Origin of the sequence: Paenibacillus sp. Leaf72 (genome assembly GCF_001422685.1) — a bacterium.
In the GTDB taxonomy this organism is placed as follows: Bacteria; Bacillota; Bacilli; order Paenibacillales; family Paenibacillaceae; genus Pristimantibacillus.
In genome coordinates this window covers 41,106-63,647 of sequence record NZ_LMLV01000013.1, presented here as the reverse complement: position 1 = coordinate 63,647, position 22,542 = coordinate 41,106, and the positions used below count along the sequence as shown (strand labels likewise).

Sequence of the window (22,542 nt, the reverse complement as noted above, 5' to 3'; positions counted from 1 at the left end):
GGTGGAAGCGCAGCAATGCGTGCAGCTGACGAATACTAATCGGTCGAGGGCTTATCCTAATAACACGCTAAAGTTTCAGACTTTGTCTTTCGCATCCAGTTTTCAATGTGCAACACACATTGATTGGTTTTAAACGTGATCATGGCCCGTTGGTCAAGTGGTTAAGACACCTCCCTTTCACGGAGGTAACAGGGGTTCGAGTCCCCTACGGGTCACCATACCATTTTCGGAGGCTTAGCTCAGCTGGGAGAGCATCTGCCTTACAAGCAGAGGGTCGGGGGTTCGATCCCCTCAGCCTCCACCATTATGATTTTGAATACGGAGCTGTGGTGTAGAGGCCTAACATGCCTGCCTGTCACGCAGGAGACCGCGAGTTCGAATCTCGTCAGCTCCGCCATTCTTTCATTCTGTGCCGTTGTAGCTCAATTGGTAGAGCAACTGACTTGTAATCAGTAGGTTGGGGGTTCAAGTCCTCTCGACGGCACCATCTTTTTTCAAAAAAATATGCGGTCGTGGCGGAATTGGCAGACGCGCTAGATTCAGGTTCTAGTGGTGTAACAGCCGTGGAGGTTCGAGTCCTCTCGACCGCACCATATTTTTTTGCGGACGTGGCTCAGTGGTAGAGCATCGCCTTGCCAAGGCGAGGGTCGCGAGTTCGAATCTCGTCGTCCGCTCCATTTTTGTTTCGGGACGTAGCTCAGCTTGGTAGAGCACCTGGTTTGGGACCAGGGGGTCGCATGTTCAAATCGTGTCGTCCCGACCATTATAAGTTTTACAGCATGTCTGAACTTGCTCGGTAATTGGAGCGCAAGAGCAGGCTTTTTTTATTTGCCCGATAATAGATCAGCGTAACAGCTGTTACATATGAAAGAAGCTTGCAATTCCACTTCAAGAGTGGCTCTGCAAGCTTCTTTTTTATTGGAATAAATGTGCTTAAAGCAGTAGGCTAGTTAGCCGCAGCAATCGGGTTTCTAATGACTTTAACTTCGTAGAAGGTAATTGTATTGGAAATAATATAGTCCGGTGTTCCACCACGACGAGAATGAGCTTCACGGAAAGCGTCGCTGCGAGTCCAAGCTTGGAAATCATCTTTCGTGTTCCAGCGTGTTACAATGGATACTTCCTCATAATCTTTCGTTTTCTCTGTCAGCAAAACCTCAAGGCCAAGGAATCCCTCTGCTTTCTCTACATCGCCAACACGGTCGAAGCGCTCAATCAGCTTATGGGCATTGCCTTTTGTAATATGGGATGCATTTGTTACAATAATCATTTTGGTGTCCTCCTGATTTTTTCTTGGATTCGGGATAATAAGGGGATAACCTTCATCAAATTTGATACGGGCATCCATGTTATACACATCTTTTAAAAACTCTGAAGTTAGTACGGTTTGGGGTTCCCCTGTCATGGCAATTAATCCGCGTTTCATAGCAATCATATGGTCACAGTATGCAGCTGCTTGCTGGAGGTCATGTAAAACCATAACAATTGTAATCTGATGATCCCGATTAATCTGCTGCAGCATCTCCATTACATCGAATTGATGGGCAATATCGAGATAAGTAGTAGGCTCGTCGAGCAGAAGAATATTCGTTTTTTGCGCCAAAGCCATTGCGATTCGGGCTTTTTGCTGTTCACCTCCAGATAAAGTGTAAAACATTTGATGCTGGTAACGCTTAGTGCCGGTAATCTTTAGGGCCCAATCGATGATGTCATTGTCTTCGTGTGTCATTTTGTTTTTGAACATAGGCTTATGAGGTGAGCGCCCAAAGGAAACGAGTTCACGTACCGTTAGGTCGGGAATCATTTCTTTGGATTGCGTAAGCATAGCAATATCTTTGGCAAAATCTTTGGATTTGTAGGTTTTAAGCGGCTTCTGATTAATAAATACTTCGCCTTTGTCTGGCGTAAGCAGCTTGGTGATGACCTTCAGCATTGTCGATTTGCCTGATCCATTAGGACCAACGATGGCCGTGATTTTTCCAGAAGGGATAATCATATTGGCATCTTCCATTTCGAAAGCGCCGACGGATAAGCCTACATTTTCAATATGAATAGCAGCATTCATCGTATTGCCCCCTTTTTACGTAATAGATAAAGAAAGAATGGTGCTCCCAGACAGGCAAGAAGGATGCCTACAGGAAGCTCAATCGGATCAAACCAGGTACGTGCGAATGTATCTGCTAAAACGACTAAAGATGCTCCACCGACTATAGAAAGCGGTAGGAGAAAGCGGTAGTCGTCTCCGATAATTAAACGAACGGCATGTGGGACGACGAGTCCAACAAAACCAATTAGCCCCGCGACGCTGACGGCAGCTCCGGCTAACAATGCAGCCAAAATAATGAGCAGGAAGCGCTGGATTTGAACTTTTTGGCCAAGCAGTTGGGCGGAGTCATCGCCTAGCAGCAGCACATTGGCTGGCTTAATCGCCAGAAAGCAGAGCAGCAAACCGACAATGGCATAAGGTGCCATAAAGGAGAGATGGCTCCAGCTTCTTCCGTTCAGCCCACCAGCAAGCCAAGGTAGAACCGATTGTACGCGGTCGCTATAGACGACCATAAGTCCGTTTGTTACAGCGCCGAGCAGCGCATTAATGGCTACGCCTGCGAGTACGATTTTGATAGGCGATGTCCCTTTGTCCCATGCGCTCAAATAGATCAGCAGGCAAGTAATGCTTGCACCTAAAAAGGCTGCTATTGGCAGCATATAGCCAAGCTGCGGAAGAACGACCATTGTGATGACAGCTGCAAGGCCTCCGCCAGCGGAAACCCCGATAATGCCGGGATCCGCCAGCGGATTGCGCATTACCCCTTGCAACAGAGCGCCTGATGCAGCTAGGCAAGCACCTACCAGCAAACCAATAATAACGCGCGGCATTCTTAAATTCATAATAATGGTTTCGTAACGGGGATCGGCATCGGAGGTGAGAACCTGGCCAATCTCTTTTAAAGTAATAGGAACAGACCCGTAAACGAGACCGAAATAAGTAACAAGTAGCAAAATAATAGGCGCAATTAGGATAGACCATTTGCGCCGGCGGCTTCGCTGAGTTTTATTCATGGCTGCTTCTTCGCTCCATCTAGCATTTCAATCATAAGGGTGAGCGCATCTGTTACACGCGTCCCCGGGTTTGTGCCGAACAGGTCGGCAGGCAGCACTTCGATGGCATTATTTTTTACAGCATCAAGTCCATTCCAGGCAGCATTGCTTTGCATTTCCTTTAGGAAGGCATCTTTTACCTGATCCGGGTTGCCATGTGTCATAATCATGACAACTTGTGGATTAGACTGAACAATTCTTTCTGAATTGAGCTGAGCATATTGTGGATAGCTTTGAAGCGCTTCATAATCCGAGGCGATATTTTCTCCGCCAGCCATCTCCAAAATGTTGCCGCTGAGAGAGTTGGGCAGTGCGGCCATAAAGGTGCCCGGAGCGCCGTATACTAATAAAGCCCGCATCTTATTCGTGCTGGCATTTGCTGCAATTTGGCTGAGCTTGCCATCGATTTCGGCAATAAGCTCTTCAGCCCGCGACTGTTTTTGCAGAAGCTGGCCTAACAGCGCAATTTGTTTTTTAATATCGTCTATAGAATTGGCAGAGGAGAGCACCATCTTGGCCCCAATGCTTTCGATAGTCGGTATATCCTTCGTATTCATAGGATTGTTGCCGAGAACGACATCCGCTTTCAAAAAGGCGATTTTCTCCAGATCGACCTCATGGGTAGATCCGATTTGTTCCACGGCCTCTGCTTCTTCGTTGGCTAATGGAACGGAGGAGGTAGGACGGCCGACGAGTGTTCCCCCTAGGGCATAAACAATATCGGCTTCACCATTGCTTAACGCTACAATATGCGAAGGGACAGCAGCAAATGTTAGTTGCCTTCCTGCAAAATCGGTTATGGCCACCGCATTTTGTTTCTCAGCATGACTTACAACCCCTTGTGAGGTGGCTGAATTAACATTTTGTGAGCAACCTGGTGCGGCTAAGAGAAGCAGGGCCAGCATCACAGGGTATACAATTTTCATATAATCCTCCCAATCCGATATGATAATGATTATTATTATTATTAAAATAATGATATTGTAAATGATAATCAATGTCAATAAGAAATAAACAATATATAGAAAAAAATAATATTGGAGAAAGAAAATTTTAAATGTATATTTTTAAACAATAAATATTGATTTTACTCATAAAAATGAAATTAATATTATTTTTATGGTGATATAAAAATCATATCTTAAGCTTTAAAATCATTAAAAGAAAAATAAAACAAAAAAATATAGAAATAAGTGATTGACAAAATTAATACAGTTACGTTAATATCAAGTTGTCGGGCAGCTGAGAAACAGTTTGCTAGGCATCCTGAGAGCTGTGAAGAGCATCATGCGCAGACTTAGGAGTGGGGAAGGAAAGGTATATTTTTTTTGACACTCAATTGATAATGATAATCATTAACTTGATTGTTGTCTACCTTTTCTAAACTATTTTTTCCATAAGACAGGAGAGGAGGAGAAAGACTTCATTCGTAAACTCCCAATATCAGCATTCTTAATTATTTGTTTTATGATTCTTCTTACAGCACCGGCAGCCTATGCGCAGAGCATGACAGACGGTACATATACGATTGATTATGTCATCAAGAAAGCTGAAGATGAATCAGCATCTATGGCAAATGATTATTGGGAAAAGCCTGCCAAGGTTATCGTTGAAAACGGAAAAATAACAGTGCAGCTGCAAATTAATCATAGTGCTTGGGTAACAGAGTTTAAAGTTCCTGGCGGTGGAGGATATGTGAACACGAAGGTTATCAGCAGCAGTAAGGCTAATGATACGCGGGTTGTACAGTTCAGCGTAGATGATTTGTCCCAAACGATGCTGTCTAAAATTCATGTCACGGTTCCCGATATTGATTATGATCACGACTACACTATACGATTCGATTTTGATACGAATAGCCTGAAGCTTGTAAGCAAGGCAGAAACTCCTGCAAAAGTGGAGACCACTCCCAAGCCTGCAGAGTCTGCAGCAACAAAGCCGACAGCCACGCCAACTCCTAAGGCGACTGCTTCCCCGAAAGCTACCAAGGCGCCTGCAATGGATGGAAATTCTGCGGTAGCAACAGCTACGCCGAAAGCTGCGGCTCAAGCAACGCCAACTGTTGCCGACGAAAAAGGTGAAGCTGACAGCGTAACGGAAAGCGCTATCCCATCAACGGCAGCGCCTCAGGAGACCGTCGCAAGCGAATCTCCTGAAGCTGTAGAGAAATCGGAAGCACCAGCTGATGAAGCATCTCCTGCAGTTGAAGCAACCGTGTCACCAGAGGCAGCTGCGAAGGCAGTTTTGGAAGCTGGAACAGACGAGTCTGTTGACACTTCCAGTGTATCTGAAACCGAAGGGACGGCTGAGGATGCAGGCAAGGCATACGAAAATGATTCTGTAGAAGCTGCAGCAGAGGTAGAACCGCTACAAGAGCGTTCTAATAATTGGGTAACACCAGTGACTGTTGTTGGTATCGTTATTTTAGCAGGAGCTATTATGTATTTTTATCGTAAGAACAAAACCAAAAACTAAAAATAGGGAGTGTTTATAATTATGATTAAATCGTTCAAAAAAATGATGCCTTTGATGCTGTTGGTTATGGCTGTTGCACTAGTTGTTCAAGTAGGTTCTGCTTTTGCGGCAACTTCGCTAAACTTTACTGTGCTGAAACCAGATGGCACAGTTTCTTATGCTAATGCATATGCAAATAGCCCTGCAAGCCTTGCATCGGATAATAAAACAGTTACATTGTCTTTCTCTGGCGGCAGCTACATCAACTCGCTGAGCATTTCCAATGATGGTGGCGCTACTTACACTCTCGTTCCTGCAACTACTCTTTCAAACGGTGACAAACAATTTACTTTCGTAGTAAATGACCTTACTGCTCAAACAGCTGCTAAAATCCATGTTACAGTGCCACCATTCCCTGGCTACCCAGATGGCTACAACACAGTTCACGACATTAAATTCAGCTGGGATCTGTAAGACCATTCGCACAAATTAAACACAGATAGAGTACAAAGAACGGTCTGATTTATCCAGACCGTTCTTTTGCCGGGTAAATCAGTATGTTAGAAAATTACAAAGTCTTGCAAGCGAGACATAGAGTTAGTGGAAATAAATGAACCGTTAAAAGGAGAGTAAGCAGGGTGAAAAAGCAATATACAAAAGTGGTGGCATTGCTTCTTGCATTAGTGTTAATGCTGCAAGTAGCAAGCATAGGTCCAATTGCTCAAGCGGCAGCTACAACGGTGCCAGATGGAGAGTATCCGATCAACTTTCGTTATTTGAAAGACAACACAAATGAAACCTCGATTTTAGAATCGATGGTCGTCGTACCTAATACAGGCAAACTGATAGTGAAAGATGGCAAGGCTCAATTTGAAAATGAATTTTTTAAATATACAGCATTTCAACATTTTTCTGCACGTATGGAAGGCCAAGCGAAGGCAACTATAAATGGTCAAACCGTCACAGGTATGGATGGCTACAAAACAGTAACGCCGACCTTGCTTGGTGATGGAACGAACCCGGATGCTGTTAAAGCGCGGATCGATATAGCTGACTTGAGCCAGCGTCAGGATATTCTGGTGCATATCGTTCTACCGGCTGCAAATTATGATAGTTGGTACAACCTGCAGCTCGATTTGGATACAACAACGCTTCCTACTGGTCCAGTAGATGGTGGTGTTGACAATGGCAGCGGTAGTGAAACAGTAACACTTGAAAAGTTGAATGAGCTTTTCACAGTTACCAGATCCGTCTATGAAAGCACTTATGAAGGCACAGGAGATGGGTTTTATCCTGTTGGCTCCAAAACAAAGCTTTATAATGCAATTCAAATGGCAGATGGTATCGCTGCATCAGCAGGCGGCAATATTGAACTGATTAAAGCGGCCTACGCCATTCTAAATGAGGCTAAAAAAGAGTATGAGGCTGGACGAATTAGCGTCAGCAAAATTGCTTTGTTCCAAGGCATTACAGAGGCTGGTACATTCGCTGCTACTGTGAAAAATACGGGAACAGCAGATAACGGCAGCGGGACGAATATTGTAAGCGATGGAGAATATCCTTATAATTCCGAGCTGAGTATGCAAAATGCTATTAATACGGCTAACAACATGGCTTATAATCGGGATGCTACCCAAAAACAAGTCGATGATGCCCTGCTTGCTTTGCAAAATGTAGAGAAAAACGTAAAAAACAGCCGCTACAATGCGCAGGTAATAGATCTCATTGTTTTGAACTCTCTTGGCAGCGATGCTGAAATTTCTGAATTCGCAGGAGATTTTGCTTCGCAAATTACATTGCTGCAAGGTAAATTAAAACATACAGTTGCTAATATTCCGTTTAAAACAGCGGTAGACGAGTCTGCTTTGAAAGCTTCTTTCCCATCGAGCGGAGGCGGATATTCTACTGCTATCTCTCCACCTTTTTATAAAGTAAACAGCCTTTCTGATGCAGACAAAACGATCTATCAGGTGGCTGTGAGAAACGATAATGCAACCGATAGTACATTCCAAGGGCTGTCATACTTGGTTTACAAAACAGATTCAGTTACAAAATCCGTATATTTGAGCTATAACTCGGAACAGTTTAAGACGCTAAGCGCTACTATTGAAGCAGCCCAATTGGTACATGATCAAGCGATTGTAGGCACAGAAGCTGGTCAATACGATAACAACACCATAGCAGCGCTTCAAACTGCTATTGAAACAGCTACAGCGAAAGCCGAGCAATTATCGGCTACAAGATTGCAATTAAACAGTGCCAACACAGTGCTGGAGCAAGCGGTGACAGCATTTAAAGCATCAGCAAACCGTCAAATTTATTTTGCGGCTTTACATGCAACTAATCAGGCATTTTCCAGCATGGACAGCTACTTCCTGAAACCAGCAAACGTAACTTCAGTTGACGGTTCCACATTTGTAAGCTTTACGATCAAAGACAGCAGCATCGTTACAGCATTCAAAGTGAAGGAAAACGGCATTCTAGTTGATTCTACCATTGTAAGTACGGATACAACGGCTAATACAAGAGTAGTTAAGTTCAAAGTAAGTGATTTGACGGCGCTGTTGGACGCTCAGGTCCATATTTCCATGCCTACGGTCATTGACCCGAGATCAGGACTGCCTTATGAAGCGGATCACAACATTCGTTTGAGCTTTGGTACGGCGGATGCTACAGCTTTGAAAGCTAGCATAGCTGCAGCTCAAAAATTACATGATGAAGCAGCTGAGGGAACAGAAATTGATAAGTATCCAGCGCAGGCAAAAGCTAAATTATTAGCTGTAATTACTGCGGCGAAAGCTATCACAACTAACCCGATGGCATCAGAAGCACAAGTAAAAGACGGTAGTTCTGCTCTGGAACAGGCGGTTATTGCGTTTAAAGCTGCAAAAGTTCTAGGCAATGGCACCTACAGCCTCGTGTTTAAATCTTCTGATGAAGGCATTTCTGATCATTTGGAAGCATCAGGAGTTTTGACGTATAGTAACGGAAGCAACATTATTAGCTTCACTCCTAAAGCGGGAGTAATTATTAAGAAGCTGAAAAATAATGCTACAGGCGCTGAAATTCTTCCAATAGGCTCAACAAGTGGCGCAAACAATGCCGCTTCGCTGGCAAACGCTGTATTCTTGGCAGCAGTTATAACAGGTACGCCTGTTAAATTCGCTGTTCCAAATCTTACAGATACGTATTCGCTTGTTGTTGAAGTTAGCGGGGCAGCAACGGATGTGCAATATGCTGTTCAATTTGCCGACATTACCAAAACAGCTGATGCTCCTGTTACTGAACTGCCAGGAACGACTGTTCCAGGACAACTGGCAGACGGCAACTACTTCTTGCAGTTTGAAATCAAAAAATACGGAACAGATAATAAGTCCGTTATGCAGGATTATGTCATTTCCCCAGGACTGCTGAAAGTTTCGGGCGGCACAAAAACATTTTATATGACGCTTAAGCAGGACAAGGAAATTACAGGACTCAAATTTAACAATAACAGTGTTAGTGTTGAAAGCAGAGACACGGTAAATAACACGCGGGTTGTCTACTTCAATGTCCCAAATATCAATAATCGCATCGATGGCTGGGTCAAAATTGATTGGGCTGCTATGAATTATTTCCATGAGTATGATATTCAAATCGAGTTCTATCCTAACACTCTAGTAGCGACCGCTGGTTCTGTAGCACCTGGTGTAGGCGATGTGGAAGTCGTTGAGGAGAAAGATCCGAATGCAGGCAAAGATGATTTGAACGAGCCTGTTGTAACGGACTTCAAGGATATTCAAGGCCACTGGGCACAAGCATCTATTGAAAAAGCGCTGGAGCTTGGTATCGTCAAAGGTTATTCCGATGGCAAATTCCGTCCGAATGGCGTCATTACTCGCGCTGAGTTCGCCGTTCTGATCAGCCGGGCTTTGAAGCTCACGGATGGATCGACAAGTGCGACATTCAATGACAGCAAGCAAATCCCTGCATGGGCGAAGCCGCACATTGACCGTGCTGCGAAAGCAGGCTTGATTTCTGGCTATGCGAACGGAACATTCCTTCCAAGCAGAGAAATTAACCGTTCGGAGCTGGCCTCCATTATCGTTCGAGCAGCTAAGCTCGACATTGATGAGACGAACGAGCTAAGCTTCGCAGATGCTGCCTCGATTCCCGATTGGGCGAAAAATGACATTGCTGCTGCTGCAAAAGCTGGCTATGTACAAGGCAAAGGCGGTAATAAATTTGAACCGCTTGCTAACGCAACAAGAGCGGAAGCTTTGACGCTGATCATGAAGCTTCTGGAAACGAAATAAGCAGGAAACATGAGCACGCAGGGAGATAAAGATAAAGGTACTTCCTGTATGTGAATCCTGCGGTTCATACACAAATGAAGCAAAGCTGACAAGGATGCCGGGAGACCGGTATCCTTGTCATGTTCTCATGAAGGGAGTTAGATAAACGGATGAATAACGCTTTTGGCAAAATGCTTGGAGTGCTCGGATTGATGGCGCTGCTTCTTCTAGCTGCCTGCGCGGCAACAGGTGCTGATCCCGCTGCCAAGGAGCAGCAGGGAGCGGGCCAGTCCGCACAGGCTGAGCAAGCCGAGCAAGCCGAGCAGGCCGAGCAGGAGAAGAATACGGCCGAGCCGGCTTCTTCTCCTGCAGCAGAGCAGCGGGTCGTATCAACAACCGTCGCGATTACGCAAATGCTGGATGCGCTTGAAGTGGAGCTTGTAGGCGTGCCGACCAGCTCCAAGACGCTGCCTGACCGCTATGACCAAGTGACAAGGGTAGGCAATCCGATGAGCCCAGATATGGAGCTCGTCAAATCGCTCAAGCCGACGGAAATATTGTCGGTGACGACGCTGGAGTATGACCTGAAGCCGGTTTTTGAAGCGGCGGGGATGCAGGCTGATTTTCTCAACCTTACGAGTGTGGAAAGCATGAATAATGCTCTTAAAAAGCTGGGCGAGACGTACAATAAGCAAGCACAAGCGCAAGCTATCGTCGATAAGTTCGAACAGAAGGTGGCGGAGATTCATACGGCTACGGCTGAGAAGAAAAAGCCAAGCGTATTGATTTTGCTAGGCGTGCCCGGCAGTTATCTTGTTGCGACTGAGCATTCGTACATTGGCGATCTGGTTCGGCTTGCTGGCGGCGTCAACATTGTACAGGGTGAAAGTGTAGAGTATTTAGCATCCAACACGGAATATTTGCAGCAGTCGAATCCGGATGTGATTTTGCGTGCCGCCCATGGCATGCCGGAGGAAGTTGTGAAGATGTTCGATAAGGAGTTCCAGAAAAACGATATTTGGAAGCACTTCAGCGCCGTACAAAACGGCCGAGTATATGATTTGGAAGAAGCTTTATTCGGAACGACGGGTAATTTATACGCTGTAGATGCTATCGATGCTTTGATGGGAATGCTCTACCCATAAGCGAATACGGCGTGATGTGGCCCGGCAAGGTTCGGCTCGGGAACTTTTCATAAAGGACGTTGGTCATGATTAAGAAGGTTGGCAGTTTTATTGTCGTTATCGCTTTGCTGGTAGCCGCTATCATTTATTCCGCTATGACCGGGAGTATTAAGGTAGGCATTTTGGATTTGGTGCAGGGTTTATTTTCAGGAACGAATGATCAGGTAGAGGTTATAAAAGATTTGCGGTTTCCGCGTATTATCGTCTCTCTGCTGACAGGAGCTTCGCTTGCGGTGTCCGGCGTATTGCTTCAGGCCGTAATGAAAAATCCGCTTGCGGATGCAGGCGTGATTGGCATTTCATCGGGGGCAGGGCTAGTATCGCTGACTGTTGTAACGGTTTTTCCAGGGCTGTTTTTCTGGATGCCGCTGTTTTCCTTTTTCGGCGGTGCGCTGGCCTGCTACCTCGTTTATGCGCTGTCGTGGAAGTCGGGACTTAGCCCGCTGCGGCTTATTCTCGTCGGGATTGCCATTAATGCGACATTTACGGGACTCGGCCAGTCGTTTAATTATCGCGGCAGCTACGCGGTTACGAGCGTCAATCAGGCAATTTCATCGATTTTCACCATGAAGACGTGGACGGATGTGCAAATTATCGGGCTGTATGGCCTGATTGGCCTGCTGCTGTCCTTGCTGCTCAGTTCATGGTGCAATATGCTCAGCTTACAGGACAAAACGGCGAAAAATCTCGGGCTGCGGGTAACGCGGGCACGGCTGCTGATCTCGGTCGTAGCGGTGCTGCTCGCATCCGTAGCAACGGCCATTGGCGGCTTGATTGCTTTCGTCGGCCTGCTCGTTCCGCATATTGCGCGTACCTTGGTTGGCTCCGATCATAAGGTGCTTATTCCGTTTTCTGCGCTGGGCGGCGCCTTGCTGATTTTAGCAGCGGATACGCTCGGACGGACGGTGCTCGCGCCGACGGAAATTCCGGCTTCGATCATAATGACGATTATCGGAGGGCCATTCCTCATCTTTATGCTTAGAAGGAGTGAGCGCGTTTATGGAAATTAAACAGGTGACGTTCTCCTATGACAAAAAGACAGACCAGCTTAAAAACATCAGCGATAAAATTGAAACGGGAAAAATAACGACGATTATCGGCCCAAATGGCTGCGGCAAATCGACGCTGCTCGGTATTTTATCGCAAAACTATGCGCCCGCTCACGGTGAGGTGCTGCTCGATGGCAAGTCGCTGGACCAAATCAAGCCAAAGGAGCTGGCTAAAAAGCTTGCGGTCGTGCATCAGCAAAATGAGGCGCCTTACGATTTAACGGTGGAGCGGCTCGTCTGCTATGGCCGGCTGCCGCATCGCAGCTTCCTCGGACAGCCGAATGAGGAGGACGAGCGGGCGATTGAAGAGGCGCTCGACTCGACCAACCTGCAGCAAAAGCGCAGCCAGCGGCTTAATCAGCTTTCGGGCGGCGAGAAGCAGCGGGTATGGATTGCGATGGCGCTGGCGCAAAAAACGCCGATCTTGTTTCTGGATGAGCCGACGACCTTCCTCGATATGTATTACCAGATCGAAATATTGGAGCTGGTAAAGGCATTAAATCGGGAGCATGGCATGACTATCGTCATGGTACTTCATGACATTAATCAAGCAATCCGTTACAGCGACCGCATTGTCGTGATGAAGGCGGGCGAAATTGTAGCGAGCGGTACGCCGGAGGCCGTTATTACGAAGGAGATTGTAAAAGAAACGTATCAGGTTGATGTGCTGCTAAAGCAAGAAAGCGATACGGGGCTGTATGTCGTACCGGTCGGCATTTGAGCTCGTGATGGATTAAAACTCAGAGCCGAGGTGCAGGCGGGATGCCACACGCTAGAAAGTCGACAGTTCGTGCAGATGGATGCGCGGGCAGTCGGCTTTTATTTTTTTTCGCCGGCTGTAGTGGTAGAATAAGAGGAACAAATCAAGATGAGATAGTGAGGAATAAGCTTATGATACGTTTTGGCCTAATTGGCACCAATAAAATTACAGATTCCTTTATTGAAGCGGCACGCGGGCTGGAGGATTTTGATTTAGCGGCCGTATATTCGCGAACGTCAGAGCGGGCGGCTGAATTTGCTAGCAAATATAAGGTCCCGCATACGTTCACAGATTTGGAGGAGATGGCAAAGAGCGATCAGGTGGACGCTGTATATATCGCAAGCCCTACCTCGCATCATGCTCAGCATGCCATCACCTGCATGAAGCATGGCAAGCATGTGCTTGTCGAGAAGCCCATTGCTTCAAACTCCCGGGAAATGCGGGAAATGATCGCAGCGGCCAAAGAAAATAATGTGCTGCTAATGGAGGCGATGAAATCGACGTTCGTGCCGAACTTCGCAGTTATTCGCGAGCACCTGCCTAAGCTGGGAGCCATTCGGGGTTATTTTGCAGCCTACTGTCAATATTCTTCGCGTTATGATGCGTACAAGGAAGGCAATGTCATGAACGCATTCAAGCCGGAGTTTTCGAATGGCTCGCTGATGGACATTGGCATTTACAGCGTTTACCCGCTGGTCTCATTGTTCGGCAAGCCGAATAAAGTAAAAGCAAGTGCCGTTATGCTGGAGTCCGGTGTGGACGGCAAGGGCAGTCTGCTGCTGCAATATGATGGAATGGATGCGGCCGTGCTGCACTCCAAAATTTCCAATTCCCAGCTTCCAGCGGAAATCCAAGGCGAAGCGGGCAATATGATCATTGAAAATATTAGCTACCCGACTCAGGTGCGCATCGAATACCGCGATGGCAAAGTGGAGGAGCTGACGGTGCCGCAAGCGGAAAATGTGATGGTGTATGAGGCTGAGGCATTTATTCGGCTCATTCAGAGCGGCCAGCATGAATCGGATATTAATTCGCTTGCGAACTCGCTTGCTGTACTTGAGGTGCTGGATGAGGCGCGCAGCCAGATCGGGCTTGTTTTCCCTGCAGATCGGCTATAATATGGATGTAAGGAAGTAACTGGAATGTGGATGGACCTATTTTATAGAGATAAAGGAGACTTGGAATGAGCGATGCATTTGTAGTTCAATTGGAGAAATATGCTGAGATTATTGTGAAAATAGGTGTAAATGTCCAGCAGGGACAGGCGGTATTCGTGACGGGAGCGATTGAGGCGGCGCCTCTAGTGCGTCTCGTCGCAGAGAAGGCTTATGCAGCTGGAGCAAGCAATGTACATATTGATTGGACGGATGACCAGTTATCCAGATTAAAATATGAAAAAGCGGGCGCTGAAATTTTCGAGCATTTCCCGCAATGGGAAACAGCGAAGCGCCAGGAGTTTGTTGATAAGGGCGCCGCATTTATTTCAATCGTTTCCTCTAGCCCGGATTTGCTGAAAGGGATCGACACGCAGCGTATTTCCAACTACCAGAAGGCGGCGGGAGCAGGGCTGAAGGAGTTCCGCAGAGCGATTCAAGCGGACAAGGTGAGCTGGACAGTGGTTGCGGCAGCGGCCAAGGACTGGGCGAAGAAGGTGTTCCCGCAGGCGGAGGGCGAGCAAGCTGTCGAGCTGCTGTGGGAAGCGATTTTCAAGGCGGTGCGTCTGCATGCAGATGATCCGGTTGCGGCTTGGCAGGAGCATAACAGAGCGCTTGGAAGCAAGGGCGAGGCGCTGAACAACTACCATTTTAAAAAGCTGCATTACACCGCTCCGGGCACGGATTTGACAATTGAGCTGCATGACAAGCATCTATGGGTTGCGGCTGGCAGCGAAAACGAGCAAAATGTTCCGTTTATGGCGAATATGCCGACGGAGGAAGTGTTCACCGTGCCGCTGAAAACCGGCGTTAATGGTTATGTATCGAGCACAAAACCGCTCAGCTATGGCGGCAACATCATTGACCGCTTTAAGCTGACCTTTGAGAACGGCCGCATTGTAAAGGCCGAGGCGGAGGAAGGCGAAGCGATTTTGCAAAAGCTCATTGATACGGATGAGGGTGCGCGTTATTTGGGCGAGGTTGCACTGGTGCCGCATCATTCCCCGATTTCGGAGTCGAATATTTTGTTCTACAATACGCTGTTTGATGAAAATGCTTCGAACCATTTGGCGATCGGCAGCGGTTATGCCTTCAATATTGAAGGCGGCAAAAAAATGTCGCCAGAAGAGCTGGAAGCAAACGGCGTTAATGCGAGCTTGACACATAATGATTTCATGATTGGCTCTGCCGACATGGATATTGATGGCATTCAAGCCGACGGTACAGTCGTTCCTGTATTCCGCAAAGGCAACTGGGCGTTTTAAGACGTGAAAAATAAGCATGAAACAAAGATAGGCTCGGAGCTGCATGTTGCAGCTTCGGGCCTGTTTTTTCGTTTTGTTACCTGATCCGTGCATGATAGCGGTTAGGTTACCTCAGCTAAGCCTAGTATAGCTTGCCTTGGCGGTACAGAACCGTCGACAGCTTCATCACCGAATGATTATAGCAATTTTGCCGCAGCGTGAAGTTGGCGCTAAAGAAAGAGGGCAATATGGAGCCGAGTGTGCTTTGCATTTTCTCAAACAGCATGCGATGCACCTGCTCTTCGGTCAAATATTGCGTTTCACGGCCTTGCAGCCATTCGAAATAAGAGACGATAACGCCGCCAGCATTGGCCAAAATGTCGGGAATAATAATAACGCCATTGTCGGACAGCTTCTGGTCAGCTTCGCCCGTTATCGGCGCATTTGCCCCTTCGACGATGACCTTGGCTTTCACTTTATCTACATTATCCTCGCGAACCTGCTCCTCCAGCGCGGCCAGCACGAGCACATCGACATCCAGATACAGCACTTCCTCACGTTCCAAAATGTCTGCTTTGAGCTCAAGCTCAGCAAGCTCTTCCTTCGTCTTAGGCAAATCGCCTTGATGGTGATTAGCGAAGTCAATAAGTGCCGGAATCGATAGGCCATCGGCATTGTAAAGCGTTACATTGCGGTCGCTGACTGCCACAACCTTGTTGTTGAGATAGGTGCATTTATGCGCTTCCAACGCGGCGATGGAGCCGACATTGCCGAAGCCTTGAACGGCGATGGAAAGCGATTTTTCCGCTTGGGCGAGTACATTGGCAGCAAACGGATTAGAGCTGTTGGTCAAATAGCCGCGGTGCACTTTAAGAAAATCATGCAGCATATAGCGGAACGTGAAATAAACGCCTTTGCCTGTCGCTTCCCGGCGTCCTAATGAGCCGCCGTTAATGACGCTTTTGCCAGTGAAGCTGCCGAGATACGGTTTGCCGGGATGGATATTTTTATATTCGGCCATCATCCAGTCCATCTCGCGTTCGCCGGTTCCCATATCGGGCGCGGGAATATCCTTTTCCGGGCCGAGAATATCGGTAAAATATTGGACGTATTTTTTGCATATAATGTATAGCTCTTTCGCTGAATAATGGCGCGGATTAATGCCAACGCCGCCTTTGCCGCCGCCGAACGGAACGTCGTGCAGCGCATTTTTGAGCGTCATCAAGGCTGCCAGATTGGTAACCTCTTCTTCATTTACGGACTCGTGGAAACGAATGCCGCCTTTGTATGGGCCAAGTGTATCGTTATGCTGGATGCGGTAGGCCGGTATGCGAACGACGTCGCCATCATCCATCGTAATGCGTAAAAAAGCTTTATTCACCTTATTTGGCGTGGATAAAATAGCAGCTAAAGACAGGAAAGCCTGATCCCGGTGCTTTCCTTGTAAATCGGACAAAAAGGAGGAGTCTCCCGATAATGCATGCAACGATTGCTGAACGATTGTGCCAGTTTGGTTTGCCATGTTTATTCGACCTCCAGTGTGGGTAACGAAGATTGTAGTACATGGAGCCGGGTGGGGCACCTACATCATTTTAACATAGCAAGGAGAGTAATCCAAAATGTAATATAGGTATTACGTAATAAAAATTATATTTTTTAGTGCTTAAAGCCTATTTCACAAATGGAAAATAATCCAAAAGTATGTTGAAATATGTCGCTTTCCTCGTTAACATGTACAGAGCAAGAGAAAATAACATTAGATAAATAGAGGGAGAAGTGAAAAGGTCATGGAACAACAATATCAAAATCAGAATGGCTATCAGCAGCAAAATCATTTGGCGGAGCCGGTAAGCTTTAAAGAGTGGATGATTACTATTCTGCTCTGCGCTATTCCGCTCGTGAACATTATTATGCTGTTCGTCTGGGCTTTTGGAGGCAATACAAAAATCAGCAAGTCGAACTATGCCAAGGCTTCATTGTTGTGGGCTGCAATCGGTATCGTTTTATACATTTTCTTTTTCTTAGTATTCGGTGCTGCTATTATAGCAGGCATTTCCGAAGGCAACTACTCTTAATAATATTTAAAGCAGCCTGCGTCAAGCAGGTAAACAAATGGCGCTCCAACCCGCTGCCATGCGGCGAGGGGCGTCTTTCATTTTGCCCAAATCATGCTATAATAAACGACAATGAAAGGCTATGAGACTGCATGGAAATAGAGGTGTTAACGATGGCGAAAAAAAATCGGCAGGCAGCTCCGCATGCGAGCAAGCCGAAAGCGGACGCGGCGGATAGCCAGCAGGCTACCTTGAAGGATTTGCTGAGTGCTGATGTCCTGAGCAAGCTCAAGGAGCAGTCGAATGCGCTGAAGGCAGCGGAGGAGCAGAAGAAGCAGGATGCCGCCCAGAAGGCGAATGAAGCGCGGAAGCAGGAGCAGAAGCGGCTGGAAAATGATATGGAATATTTGCTGAACAACAGCAAGCCGGGCGACTGGAAAAAATACAAATAAAGAAGTATCGCGCTGTTGCCTGTCAGGCGCAATAAATACAAAAGGAATCATCGCTTCTGCCTGCGTGATTCCTTTTGTGTTTCGTATGCAGTTTATTTACTCGCTCTTGCAGAGTAGGCGTTTTTCGTTCACCAGGCTTCACGCCATTCCAGCTTCCCCGCAGCTGTTCGGGATTCATTAGTCCTCTTTGGGCCAGCTTTTGTCTTGCTTTCTTCGCTTTGCTCATTGCCATCATCGTTTTCCTCCTGTTTTGCCTGCGTATGTGGTGCCCGATGCTTCAAAGCACCTGCTTCTATTATATGCTGAAAATGGTGCTTAGGAAAGGATCGGCTGCTTCCAATTGACAGACTTTGTGGCCTGCGTTACAGTCAATAGACGAGCCGAAAAAGTAAGCGTCATCATAACTGACTGGCTAGACGTCAAAAATCAGGTGAAAATGTTCAATTAACCGTTATATTAGGCTGTTTAGCGCCTGCACAGCGGTTAACTTCGTTATACTGAATAGAGGCGCAAGCACATCATCTTGTATCTTGCTGTTGCGAAAAAAGAAAGGGTGAAGGAAATGTCCGTAGGCGTATTGGCACATTTATTTGGGAGCTTGTCTTACCGGGAGCTGGCTGAGAAGGTGGGCGCTGCCGGATTTAGCCATATCCAGCTGGCAATGTGGAAGGCTATTAATGATGTTGATTTAAATAAACCGGGCAAGCTGACTCCGGGGCTCGCGATGTCGATAGCGGAGGAGCTTCGCAAAAATGGCGTATCGATCTCCGTGCTTGGCTGCTATTTGCATTTTTTTGAGCGCGATGAGCAGAAGCTTCGCGAAAATATAGAGCGCTTCAAGGAGCTGATCCGCTACGCACGTCTGCTCGGCGCGCCTATGGTTGCTTTTGAGACGGGAACCCATCCAGACGGCGTTTATACGGAGCAGGACTGGAAGACGCTTAAATCGACGGTTCAAGAGCTTATAGAGGAAGCGGAAAAATGGGGCGTATTCATTGGCATTGAGGCAGCCAGCAGCCATTTAATTGGCACGGCGGCAGAGCTGCACGCTTTTCTGCAACAGATCCCGTCCTCGCATGTTGGCGTCGTGATCGATCCGGGCAATTTGCTGACGACGGAAAACTTCGCCCGTCAGGACGAAGTGATTGAAGAAGCATTCGCCCTGCTTGGCGACCGGATTATTGGCGCTCATGCGAAGGACCGCAAACCCGATGCGAATGGAGAGCTGCAGACGGTTCCGGCGGGCTATGGCGAAATGAATTACAGCCTGTATATGCGCCTGCTTAATAAGTACAAGCCGGGCGTTCATATTATTATGGAGACGGCGAGCGAGGAGCAAATGGCGTTTTCTAAAAGCTATATTGAGCGCATTCGTTCAGAATACGCTTAGCTTTCAGGCATCCTTTTCATTCTCAATGGAAAATAGGTCTAATTAATTAAAAAGGTTGAATTGGACAAATGCCCAATTCAACCTTTTTTTTCGTGCGCTTATTAATTGCGATACTGTTACATCTTTAAACTTTTAACCTTTAGATCTCTAAAGCTTAACATCCTTAACGAATTGCAGCAGCTCTTCGGACATTTTAGCGAGCGCTTGGGATGAGGAGGTGATTTCCTCCATCGTCGCCAGCTGCTGCTCGGTTGCGGCCGATACGCTTATTGCGCCGGAGGACGTTTCTTCTGCTACCTCGGCTACGCCTTGCAGGGAAGCCGCCAGCTTATTCGTATCCTCGGACATTTGCTGCGAGGCTTCGGATACCGAGTGGATTTGCAAGGTCACGGAATTGACGGCTTGCTTAATGTTGTTAAAGGACTCACCTGCCGCAGATACCGCTGCAATTCCTGCTTGTACGACTTCCTTGCCGTCATGAACGGATTGGACGGTACGCTCTGTATCCGACTGAATGGAACGGACGAGCACCGCAATTTGCTGGCTGGACTCAGTCGATTGCTCAGCCAGCTTGCGAACCTCTGCGGAGACGACAGCGAAGCCGCGTCCTGCTTCTCCCGCGCGTGCAGCTTCAATCGCGGCGTTAAGCGCCAGCAGATTCGTTTGCTGGGCAATGCCCGCGATTACCTCGACGATTTTGCCGATTTCATCGGAGCGTGAGCCTAAAATGCTAACGTCCTCCGCAATATTTTGCACCGTAGACTGAATATGGCCCATTTGCTCGACAGCGGATTGTACCGCCACTGTTCCATCTACGGCAGTCTGAGCAGCTGCCCGCGATTTCTCCGATACCTGAAGGGCGCTCGCCGCAATGCCGCTCGCCTCCACTGACATATTGTTCACAAAAGCTACGCTTTCCTGAACAGCTTTAATTTGCTCCTCGGAGCCTCCTGCTACCTGCTCAATAATTTCAACGACCTGCTCGGTTGCTTTCGTCGTCTGTTCAGCCCCGGCAGTTAACTGCTCGGACGAAGCCGCGACTTGCAGTGCATTTTGTGACACTTGCTCAATCAAATGGCGTAAATTTTGCGACATCGAATTAAACGATGCGGCTAAAACGCCTAGTTCATCCCGATTTTTCACCTTAACGGCTTCGCTTGTCAAATCCCCATTCGCAATTCGCTCTGCGACGGCAGTAATTCGAACAATGGGCACCGTAATCATCCGGCTGATGAAATATGCAATAGCAAGGCCTACAACAATCGTGAGCAGCGAAATAATGAGAACCATCAGCTTCGTGCTTGCCACTTTGGACGAGGTGTCCTCCGAGCTTAGGCGAAGCACCTCTTCTTGTTCTAGAACGAAACGATCTGCCGTTTCCATAAATTTACTGATAATCGGTTCGTTTTTGGCGGCGAGGCGCATATAATCCTCTACTTTATTCTGTTTCTTGAATTCAATCATTTCCTCGGCATTGCTCGTATAGCTTTGCTGAAGCAAATCGAGTCCTTGCAGCAGCAGCCAGTCATTTGAATCGGTTGTCATGCCCTGCAGCTGCTGGCTGACTTCATTATAACGACGAACGGAATCACGGTAGGCATCGATTTCCGCTTCGTCATTCATCAGAAGATAGCCTGTAATGTTCAAGTTTTCATTTTTAATAGCGAGGCTTAAATCTTTGACGAGACTGACACTATGGGCGCGTTCCTGAAGCAGCTTCTGATAGGTGCTGTTAATCGAGCCAATCTCCACATAGTTGAGAGTAGCGATCACAATGAGCAGCAGCAGAATCGAGAAAAATCCGCCGTAAAGCTTTTTACTAATCGTTAGTTTCATCGGTTATTGTCCTTTCCCCTAAGAAGCGGCATCTGCGAAAATTTCATTCGCGCCGTCCCGGAATTGTTTTGCGGCTTCAACCGGCGTAATTTGCCCAAGCAGCGTTTGATTTCTAATTTTGGTGAACAATGTGTTGATGCTGCTGGATGTTAGGGGAACTGGCGGATCAAGCGGGCTTGAATTTTTCTCAACTTCACCCATGTACGTGTATTGCTCTTTATCGGTTTCCTTCATTGTGCTGAGCAGATGCTCGCGCACCTTGGCTGTGGCAGGAACACCGCGTTCGCCAAGCAAAATTTCATTCGCTTCAAAATTGTTGAAGAAAAAGTCAACGAATAAAGCTGCTTCATCCTGCAGCTTCGTATAGGCAGAGATCGAGAAATACATCGAAGGCTTGACATAGTTTCCTTCAGAGCCGCCTTTAAAGGCTGGAAGCGGCAGCAGCTTCAATGCTTTGCCTGACAAGTTAGTAAAGGAGACGACGTTGTTGCTCGTCAGCCTATGGAAAGCAGCGAGTTGATTTGCGATAAGCGCATCTTTATCCGCTGAGCGGTCTTTAAGTAGGGCTACGCTTGCCATCAGACCTTCATCGATAAGCATTTTCTCCATCGTGAAGAAGTCGGATAAATATTCATCCTTATCATAGCCGAGCGAGCTGCCGTCCTTGGAATAGTAGCTTGCTCCCCGCTGTCTGAGGTAATAAGCAAAGTCGAGCGAATCCGTTCCGATTGGGACAAAGTCCGGCTCATTTATTTTTTCTTTAAGATCACGGGCTGTTTGAATGAAATCTTCATACGTATAGCCTGCTTCCGGAACGGGAACGCCAGCCTTTTCGAATATTTCCGGGTTATACATCATGCTTAGTGCATTTATGCCCGTAACGACGCCGTAAAGCTTGTCGTCTATTGTGCCTGTCGTGCGCGAGCTTGCATCAAGATCAGAAAGATCAAGCTTGCCGTTTGCAGCCAAATCATCCAGGGGCAATATCAGCTTGCGCTTGGCAAACTCATCTATATATTTATAGTCCATTTGGATGACATCAGGGAAGTCTTGATCAGCTGCTTTCATGGCGAGCAGTGTCCAATAGTCGGCGTTAGTTGCATCTACTGGTTCAACTTTAATAGTTGGATATTGCTTTTCAAATAAATCAATAACTTTAAGCGTTCTTTCACGTCTTCCATCATTGCCCCACCAATAAACTTTAAGCGTTTTTTGCCCATTTTCTGTTGCTTCAGACTGTGTGGTAGCACCTTCATTCGTGCAGCCAGTAGCGATTAAAGCAACAATGACGACAGTAAGGATGATGAATCGGATTTTATGAGCTGTCTTCACTTATTTCCCCCTTGCGGCTTTTTTTGCCATTTATAAATTGTTTAATACTTACTATATCGGATTTACAATTTTTTTAATTAGAGCTGACATGTCCAACTTTATTGAACTGATGGCGAATACTATTTTGCTGCACTGTTCGCATAGGTATTAGAAGAAGACCTGGCATCGAAGCCGGGGGACGGCAACGAAGTGGAGCGCCTGCCAGCGGACGGCTTCGGCCGTTTCACCTTGTCACAAGGGGAGGAATTTTCGATCGTGTC

The 22,542-nt window shown here is 47.0% G+C and carries 18 protein-coding genes and 7 tRNA genes; 18 read left to right on the top strand and 7 right to left on the bottom strand.

Annotated features, from left to right (window positions below):
- The first annotated feature begins 143 nt into the window (after positions 1-143).
- From ASF12_RS17620 to ASF12_RS17590, 7 genes are all read left to right on the top strand, one after another.
- Positions 144-218 (top strand) — tRNA-Glu (locus tag ASF12_RS17620).
- A gap of 10 nt (positions 219-228) precedes the next feature.
- Positions 229-304 (top strand) — tRNA-Val (locus ASF12_RS17615).
- Positions 305-320: 16 nt separating this feature from the next.
- Positions 321-397 (top strand) — tRNA-Asp (locus ASF12_RS17610).
- A gap of 14 nt (positions 398-411) precedes the next feature.
- Positions 412-487, top strand: a tRNA-Thr gene (locus ASF12_RS17605).
- 19 nt (positions 488-506) lie between these two features.
- Positions 507-593 (top strand) — tRNA-Leu (locus ASF12_RS17600).
- A 9-nt stretch (positions 594-602) separates the two neighbouring features.
- Positions 603-677: transfer RNA gene (locus ASF12_RS17595), tRNA-Gly, on the top strand.
- A 9-nt stretch (positions 678-686) separates the two neighbouring features.
- Positions 687-763, top strand: a tRNA-Pro gene (locus ASF12_RS17590).
- A gap of 183 nt (positions 764-946) precedes the next feature.
- Here ASF12_RS17590 and isdG read toward each other — a convergent pair.
- From isdG to ASF12_RS17575, 3 genes are read right to left on the bottom strand one after another with little or no spacing between them, the layout of a single operon-like run.
- Entirely contained in the window at positions 947-2,065 is a 1,119-nt protein-coding gene (gene isdG / locus ASF12_RS36335) for a heme oxygenase (RefSeq protein ID WP_056037265.1), read from the bottom strand.
- Positions 2,062-3,060, bottom strand: coding sequence for a FecCD family ABC transporter permease (locus ASF12_RS17580; protein ID WP_056037262.1), 999 nt, complete (start codon positions 3,058-3,060; stop codon positions 2,062-2,064). The genes isdG and ASF12_RS17580 overlap by 4 nt, the downstream gene beginning before the upstream one ends.
- The gene (locus ASF12_RS17575; RefSeq protein ID WP_056037259.1) at positions 3,057-4,025 is read right to left on the bottom strand and encodes an ABC transporter substrate-binding protein; all 969 of its coding nucleotides are present in this window, start codon (positions 4,023-4,025) and stop codon (positions 3,057-3,059) included. The genes ASF12_RS17580 and ASF12_RS17575 overlap by 4 nt, the downstream gene beginning before the upstream one ends.
- Positions 4,026-4,524: 499 nt before the next feature.
- On the opposite strand from ASF12_RS17575, the gene isdC reads away from it, so the two are divergent.
- The 8 genes from isdC (at position 4,525) to ASF12_RS17535 (ending at position 15,239) form a co-directional block, all read left to right on the top strand.
- Positions 4,525-5,574: a heme uptake protein IsdC gene (isdC, locus tag ASF12_RS17570; protein WP_327204921.1), complete on the top strand. Its 1,050-nt coding sequence runs from the start codon at positions 4,525-4,527 to the stop codon at positions 5,572-5,574.
- Between the two features lie 21 nt (positions 5,575-5,595).
- Positions 5,596-6,027 carry an NEAT domain-containing protein gene (locus ASF12_RS17565; RefSeq protein ID WP_056037253.1) on the top strand — a complete coding sequence of 144 codons (432 nt, stop codon included), beginning with the start codon at positions 5,596-5,598 and terminating at the stop codon, positions 6,025-6,027.
- 164 nt (positions 6,028-6,191) lie between these two features.
- Positions 6,192-9,848: an NEAT domain-containing protein gene (locus ASF12_RS17560; RefSeq protein ID WP_056037251.1), complete on the top strand. Its 3,657-nt coding sequence runs from the start codon at positions 6,192-6,194 to the stop codon at positions 9,846-9,848.
- 149 nt (positions 9,849-9,997) lie between these two features.
- A complete protein-coding gene (isdE, locus tag ASF12_RS17555) occupies positions 9,998-10,972 on the top strand; it encodes a heme ABC transporter substrate-binding protein IsdE (protein ID WP_056037248.1) in 975 nt (324 codons plus the stop codon).
- A gap of 65 nt (positions 10,973-11,037) precedes the next feature.
- On the top strand, positions 11,038-12,021 hold the full coding sequence (locus ASF12_RS17550) for a FecCD family ABC transporter permease (protein WP_056037247.1): 984 nt from the start codon (positions 11,038-11,040) through the stop codon (positions 12,019-12,021).
- The gene (locus ASF12_RS17545) at positions 12,011-12,781 is read left to right on the top strand and encodes an ABC transporter ATP-binding protein (RefSeq protein ID WP_056037243.1); all 771 of its coding nucleotides are present in this window, start codon (positions 12,011-12,013) and stop codon (positions 12,779-12,781) included. Before ASF12_RS17550 ends, ASF12_RS17545 begins: the two co-directional genes overlap by 11 nt.
- A 170-nt stretch (positions 12,782-12,951) precedes the next feature.
- A complete protein-coding gene (locus ASF12_RS17540) occupies positions 12,952-13,938 on the top strand; it encodes a Gfo/Idh/MocA family protein (RefSeq protein WP_056037239.1) in 987 nt (328 codons plus the stop codon).
- 65 nt (positions 13,939-14,003) lie between these two features.
- The gene (locus ASF12_RS17535; RefSeq protein WP_056037236.1) at positions 14,004-15,239 is read left to right on the top strand and encodes an aminopeptidase; all 1,236 of its coding nucleotides are present in this window, start codon (positions 14,004-14,006) and stop codon (positions 15,237-15,239) included.
- Between the two features lie 121 nt (positions 15,240-15,360).
- On the opposite strand, the gene ASF12_RS17530 is transcribed toward ASF12_RS17535, so the two are convergent.
- Complete coding sequence (locus tag ASF12_RS17530) at positions 15,361-16,740, bottom strand: Glu/Leu/Phe/Val family dehydrogenase (protein ID WP_056037232.1); 1,380 nt, start codon at positions 16,738-16,740, stop codon at positions 15,361-15,363.
- Positions 16,741-17,005: 265 nt separating this feature from the next.
- Between ASF12_RS17530 and ASF12_RS17525 the strand changes: the two genes are divergently transcribed.
- Together ASF12_RS17525 and ASF12_RS17520 are read left to right on the top strand one after the other, a co-directional pair.
- Positions 17,006-17,293 carry a hypothetical protein gene (locus tag ASF12_RS17525; protein WP_056037229.1) on the top strand — a complete coding sequence of 96 codons (288 nt, stop codon included), beginning with the start codon at positions 17,006-17,008 and terminating at the stop codon, positions 17,291-17,293.
- A gap of 152 nt (positions 17,294-17,445) precedes the next feature.
- Positions 17,446-17,724, top strand: coding sequence for a YqkE family protein (locus ASF12_RS17520; RefSeq protein ID WP_056037226.1), 279 nt, complete (start codon positions 17,446-17,448; stop codon positions 17,722-17,724).
- A 22-nt stretch (positions 17,725-17,746) separates the two neighbouring features.
- Here the strand turns inward: ASF12_RS17520 and ASF12_RS17515 are convergent, their stop codons facing one another.
- Positions 17,747-17,959, bottom strand: a complete 213-nt coding sequence (locus ASF12_RS17515) for a hypothetical protein (protein ID WP_155973236.1) — start codon at positions 17,957-17,959, stop codon at positions 17,747-17,749.
- 327 nt (positions 17,960-18,286) lie between these two features.
- Here ASF12_RS17515 and ASF12_RS17510 point away from each other — a divergent pair, with 327 nt between their 5' ends.
- Positions 18,287-19,114 (top strand): sugar phosphate isomerase/epimerase family protein, encoded by an 828-nt coding sequence (locus ASF12_RS17510; protein ID WP_056037278.1) that lies wholly within the window; start codon positions 18,287-18,289, stop codon positions 19,112-19,114.
- Between the two features lie 147 nt (positions 19,115-19,261).
- Here the strand turns inward: ASF12_RS17510 and ASF12_RS17505 are convergent, their stop codons facing one another.
- Together ASF12_RS17505 and ASF12_RS17500 are read right to left on the bottom strand one after the other, a co-directional pair.
- Complete coding sequence (locus ASF12_RS17505; RefSeq protein ID WP_056037220.1) at positions 19,262-20,950, bottom strand: methyl-accepting chemotaxis protein; 1,689 nt, start codon at positions 20,948-20,950, stop codon at positions 19,262-19,264.
- Between the two features lie 18 nt (positions 20,951-20,968).
- Positions 20,969-22,282 (bottom strand): ABC transporter substrate-binding protein, encoded by a 1,314-nt coding sequence (locus ASF12_RS17500; RefSeq protein ID WP_056037217.1) that lies wholly within the window; start codon positions 22,280-22,282, stop codon positions 20,969-20,971.
- Positions 22,283-22,542 lie beyond the last annotated feature (260 nt).

Excerpts from the sequence above, each read along its gene's own strand:
- isdG (WP_056037265.1), bottom strand. The coding sequence starts at position 2,065 with ATGAATGCTGCTATTCATATTGAAAATGTAGGCTTATCCGTCGGCGCT.
- ASF12_RS17580 (WP_056037262.1), bottom strand. The coding sequence starts at position 3,060 with ATGAATAAAACTCAGCGAAGCCGCCGGCGCAAATGGTCTATCCTAATT.
- ASF12_RS17575 (WP_056037259.1), bottom strand. The coding sequence starts at position 4,025 with ATGAAAATTGTATACCCTGTGATGCTGGCCCTGCTTCTCTTAGCCGCA.
- ASF12_RS17565 (WP_056037253.1), top strand. The coding sequence starts at position 5,596 with ATGATTAAATCGTTCAAAAAAATGATGCCTTTGATGCTGTTGGTTATG.
- isdE (WP_056037248.1), top strand. The coding sequence starts at position 9,998 with ATGAATAACGCTTTTGGCAAAATGCTTGGAGTGCTCGGATTGATGGCG.
- ASF12_RS17550 (WP_056037247.1), top strand. The coding sequence starts at position 11,038 with ATGATTAAGAAGGTTGGCAGTTTTATTGTCGTTATCGCTTTGCTGGTA.
- ASF12_RS17545 (WP_056037243.1), top strand. The coding sequence starts at position 12,011 with ATGGAAATTAAACAGGTGACGTTCTCCTATGACAAAAAGACAGACCAG.
- ASF12_RS17540 (WP_056037239.1), top strand. The coding sequence starts at position 12,952 with ATGATACGTTTTGGCCTAATTGGCACCAATAAAATTACAGATTCCTTT.
- ASF12_RS17535 (WP_056037236.1), top strand. The coding sequence starts at position 14,004 with ATGAGCGATGCATTTGTAGTTCAATTGGAGAAATATGCTGAGATTATT.
- ASF12_RS17530 (WP_056037232.1), bottom strand. The coding sequence starts at position 16,740 with ATGGCAAACCAAACTGGCACAATCGTTCAGCAATCGTTGCATGCATTA.
- ASF12_RS17525 (WP_056037229.1), top strand. The coding sequence starts at position 17,006 with ATGGAACAACAATATCAAAATCAGAATGGCTATCAGCAGCAAAATCAT.
- ASF12_RS17520 (WP_056037226.1), top strand. The coding sequence starts at position 17,446 with ATGGCGAAAAAAAATCGGCAGGCAGCTCCGCATGCGAGCAAGCCGAAA.
- ASF12_RS17515 (WP_155973236.1), bottom strand. The coding sequence starts at position 17,959 with ATGATGGCAATGAGCAAAGCGAAGAAAGCAAGACAAAAGCTGGCCCAA.
- ASF12_RS17510 (WP_056037278.1), top strand. The coding sequence starts at position 18,287 with ATGTCCGTAGGCGTATTGGCACATTTATTTGGGAGCTTGTCTTACCGG.
- ASF12_RS17505 (WP_056037220.1), bottom strand. The coding sequence starts at position 20,950 with ATGAAACTAACGATTAGTAAAAAGCTTTACGGCGGATTTTTCTCGATT.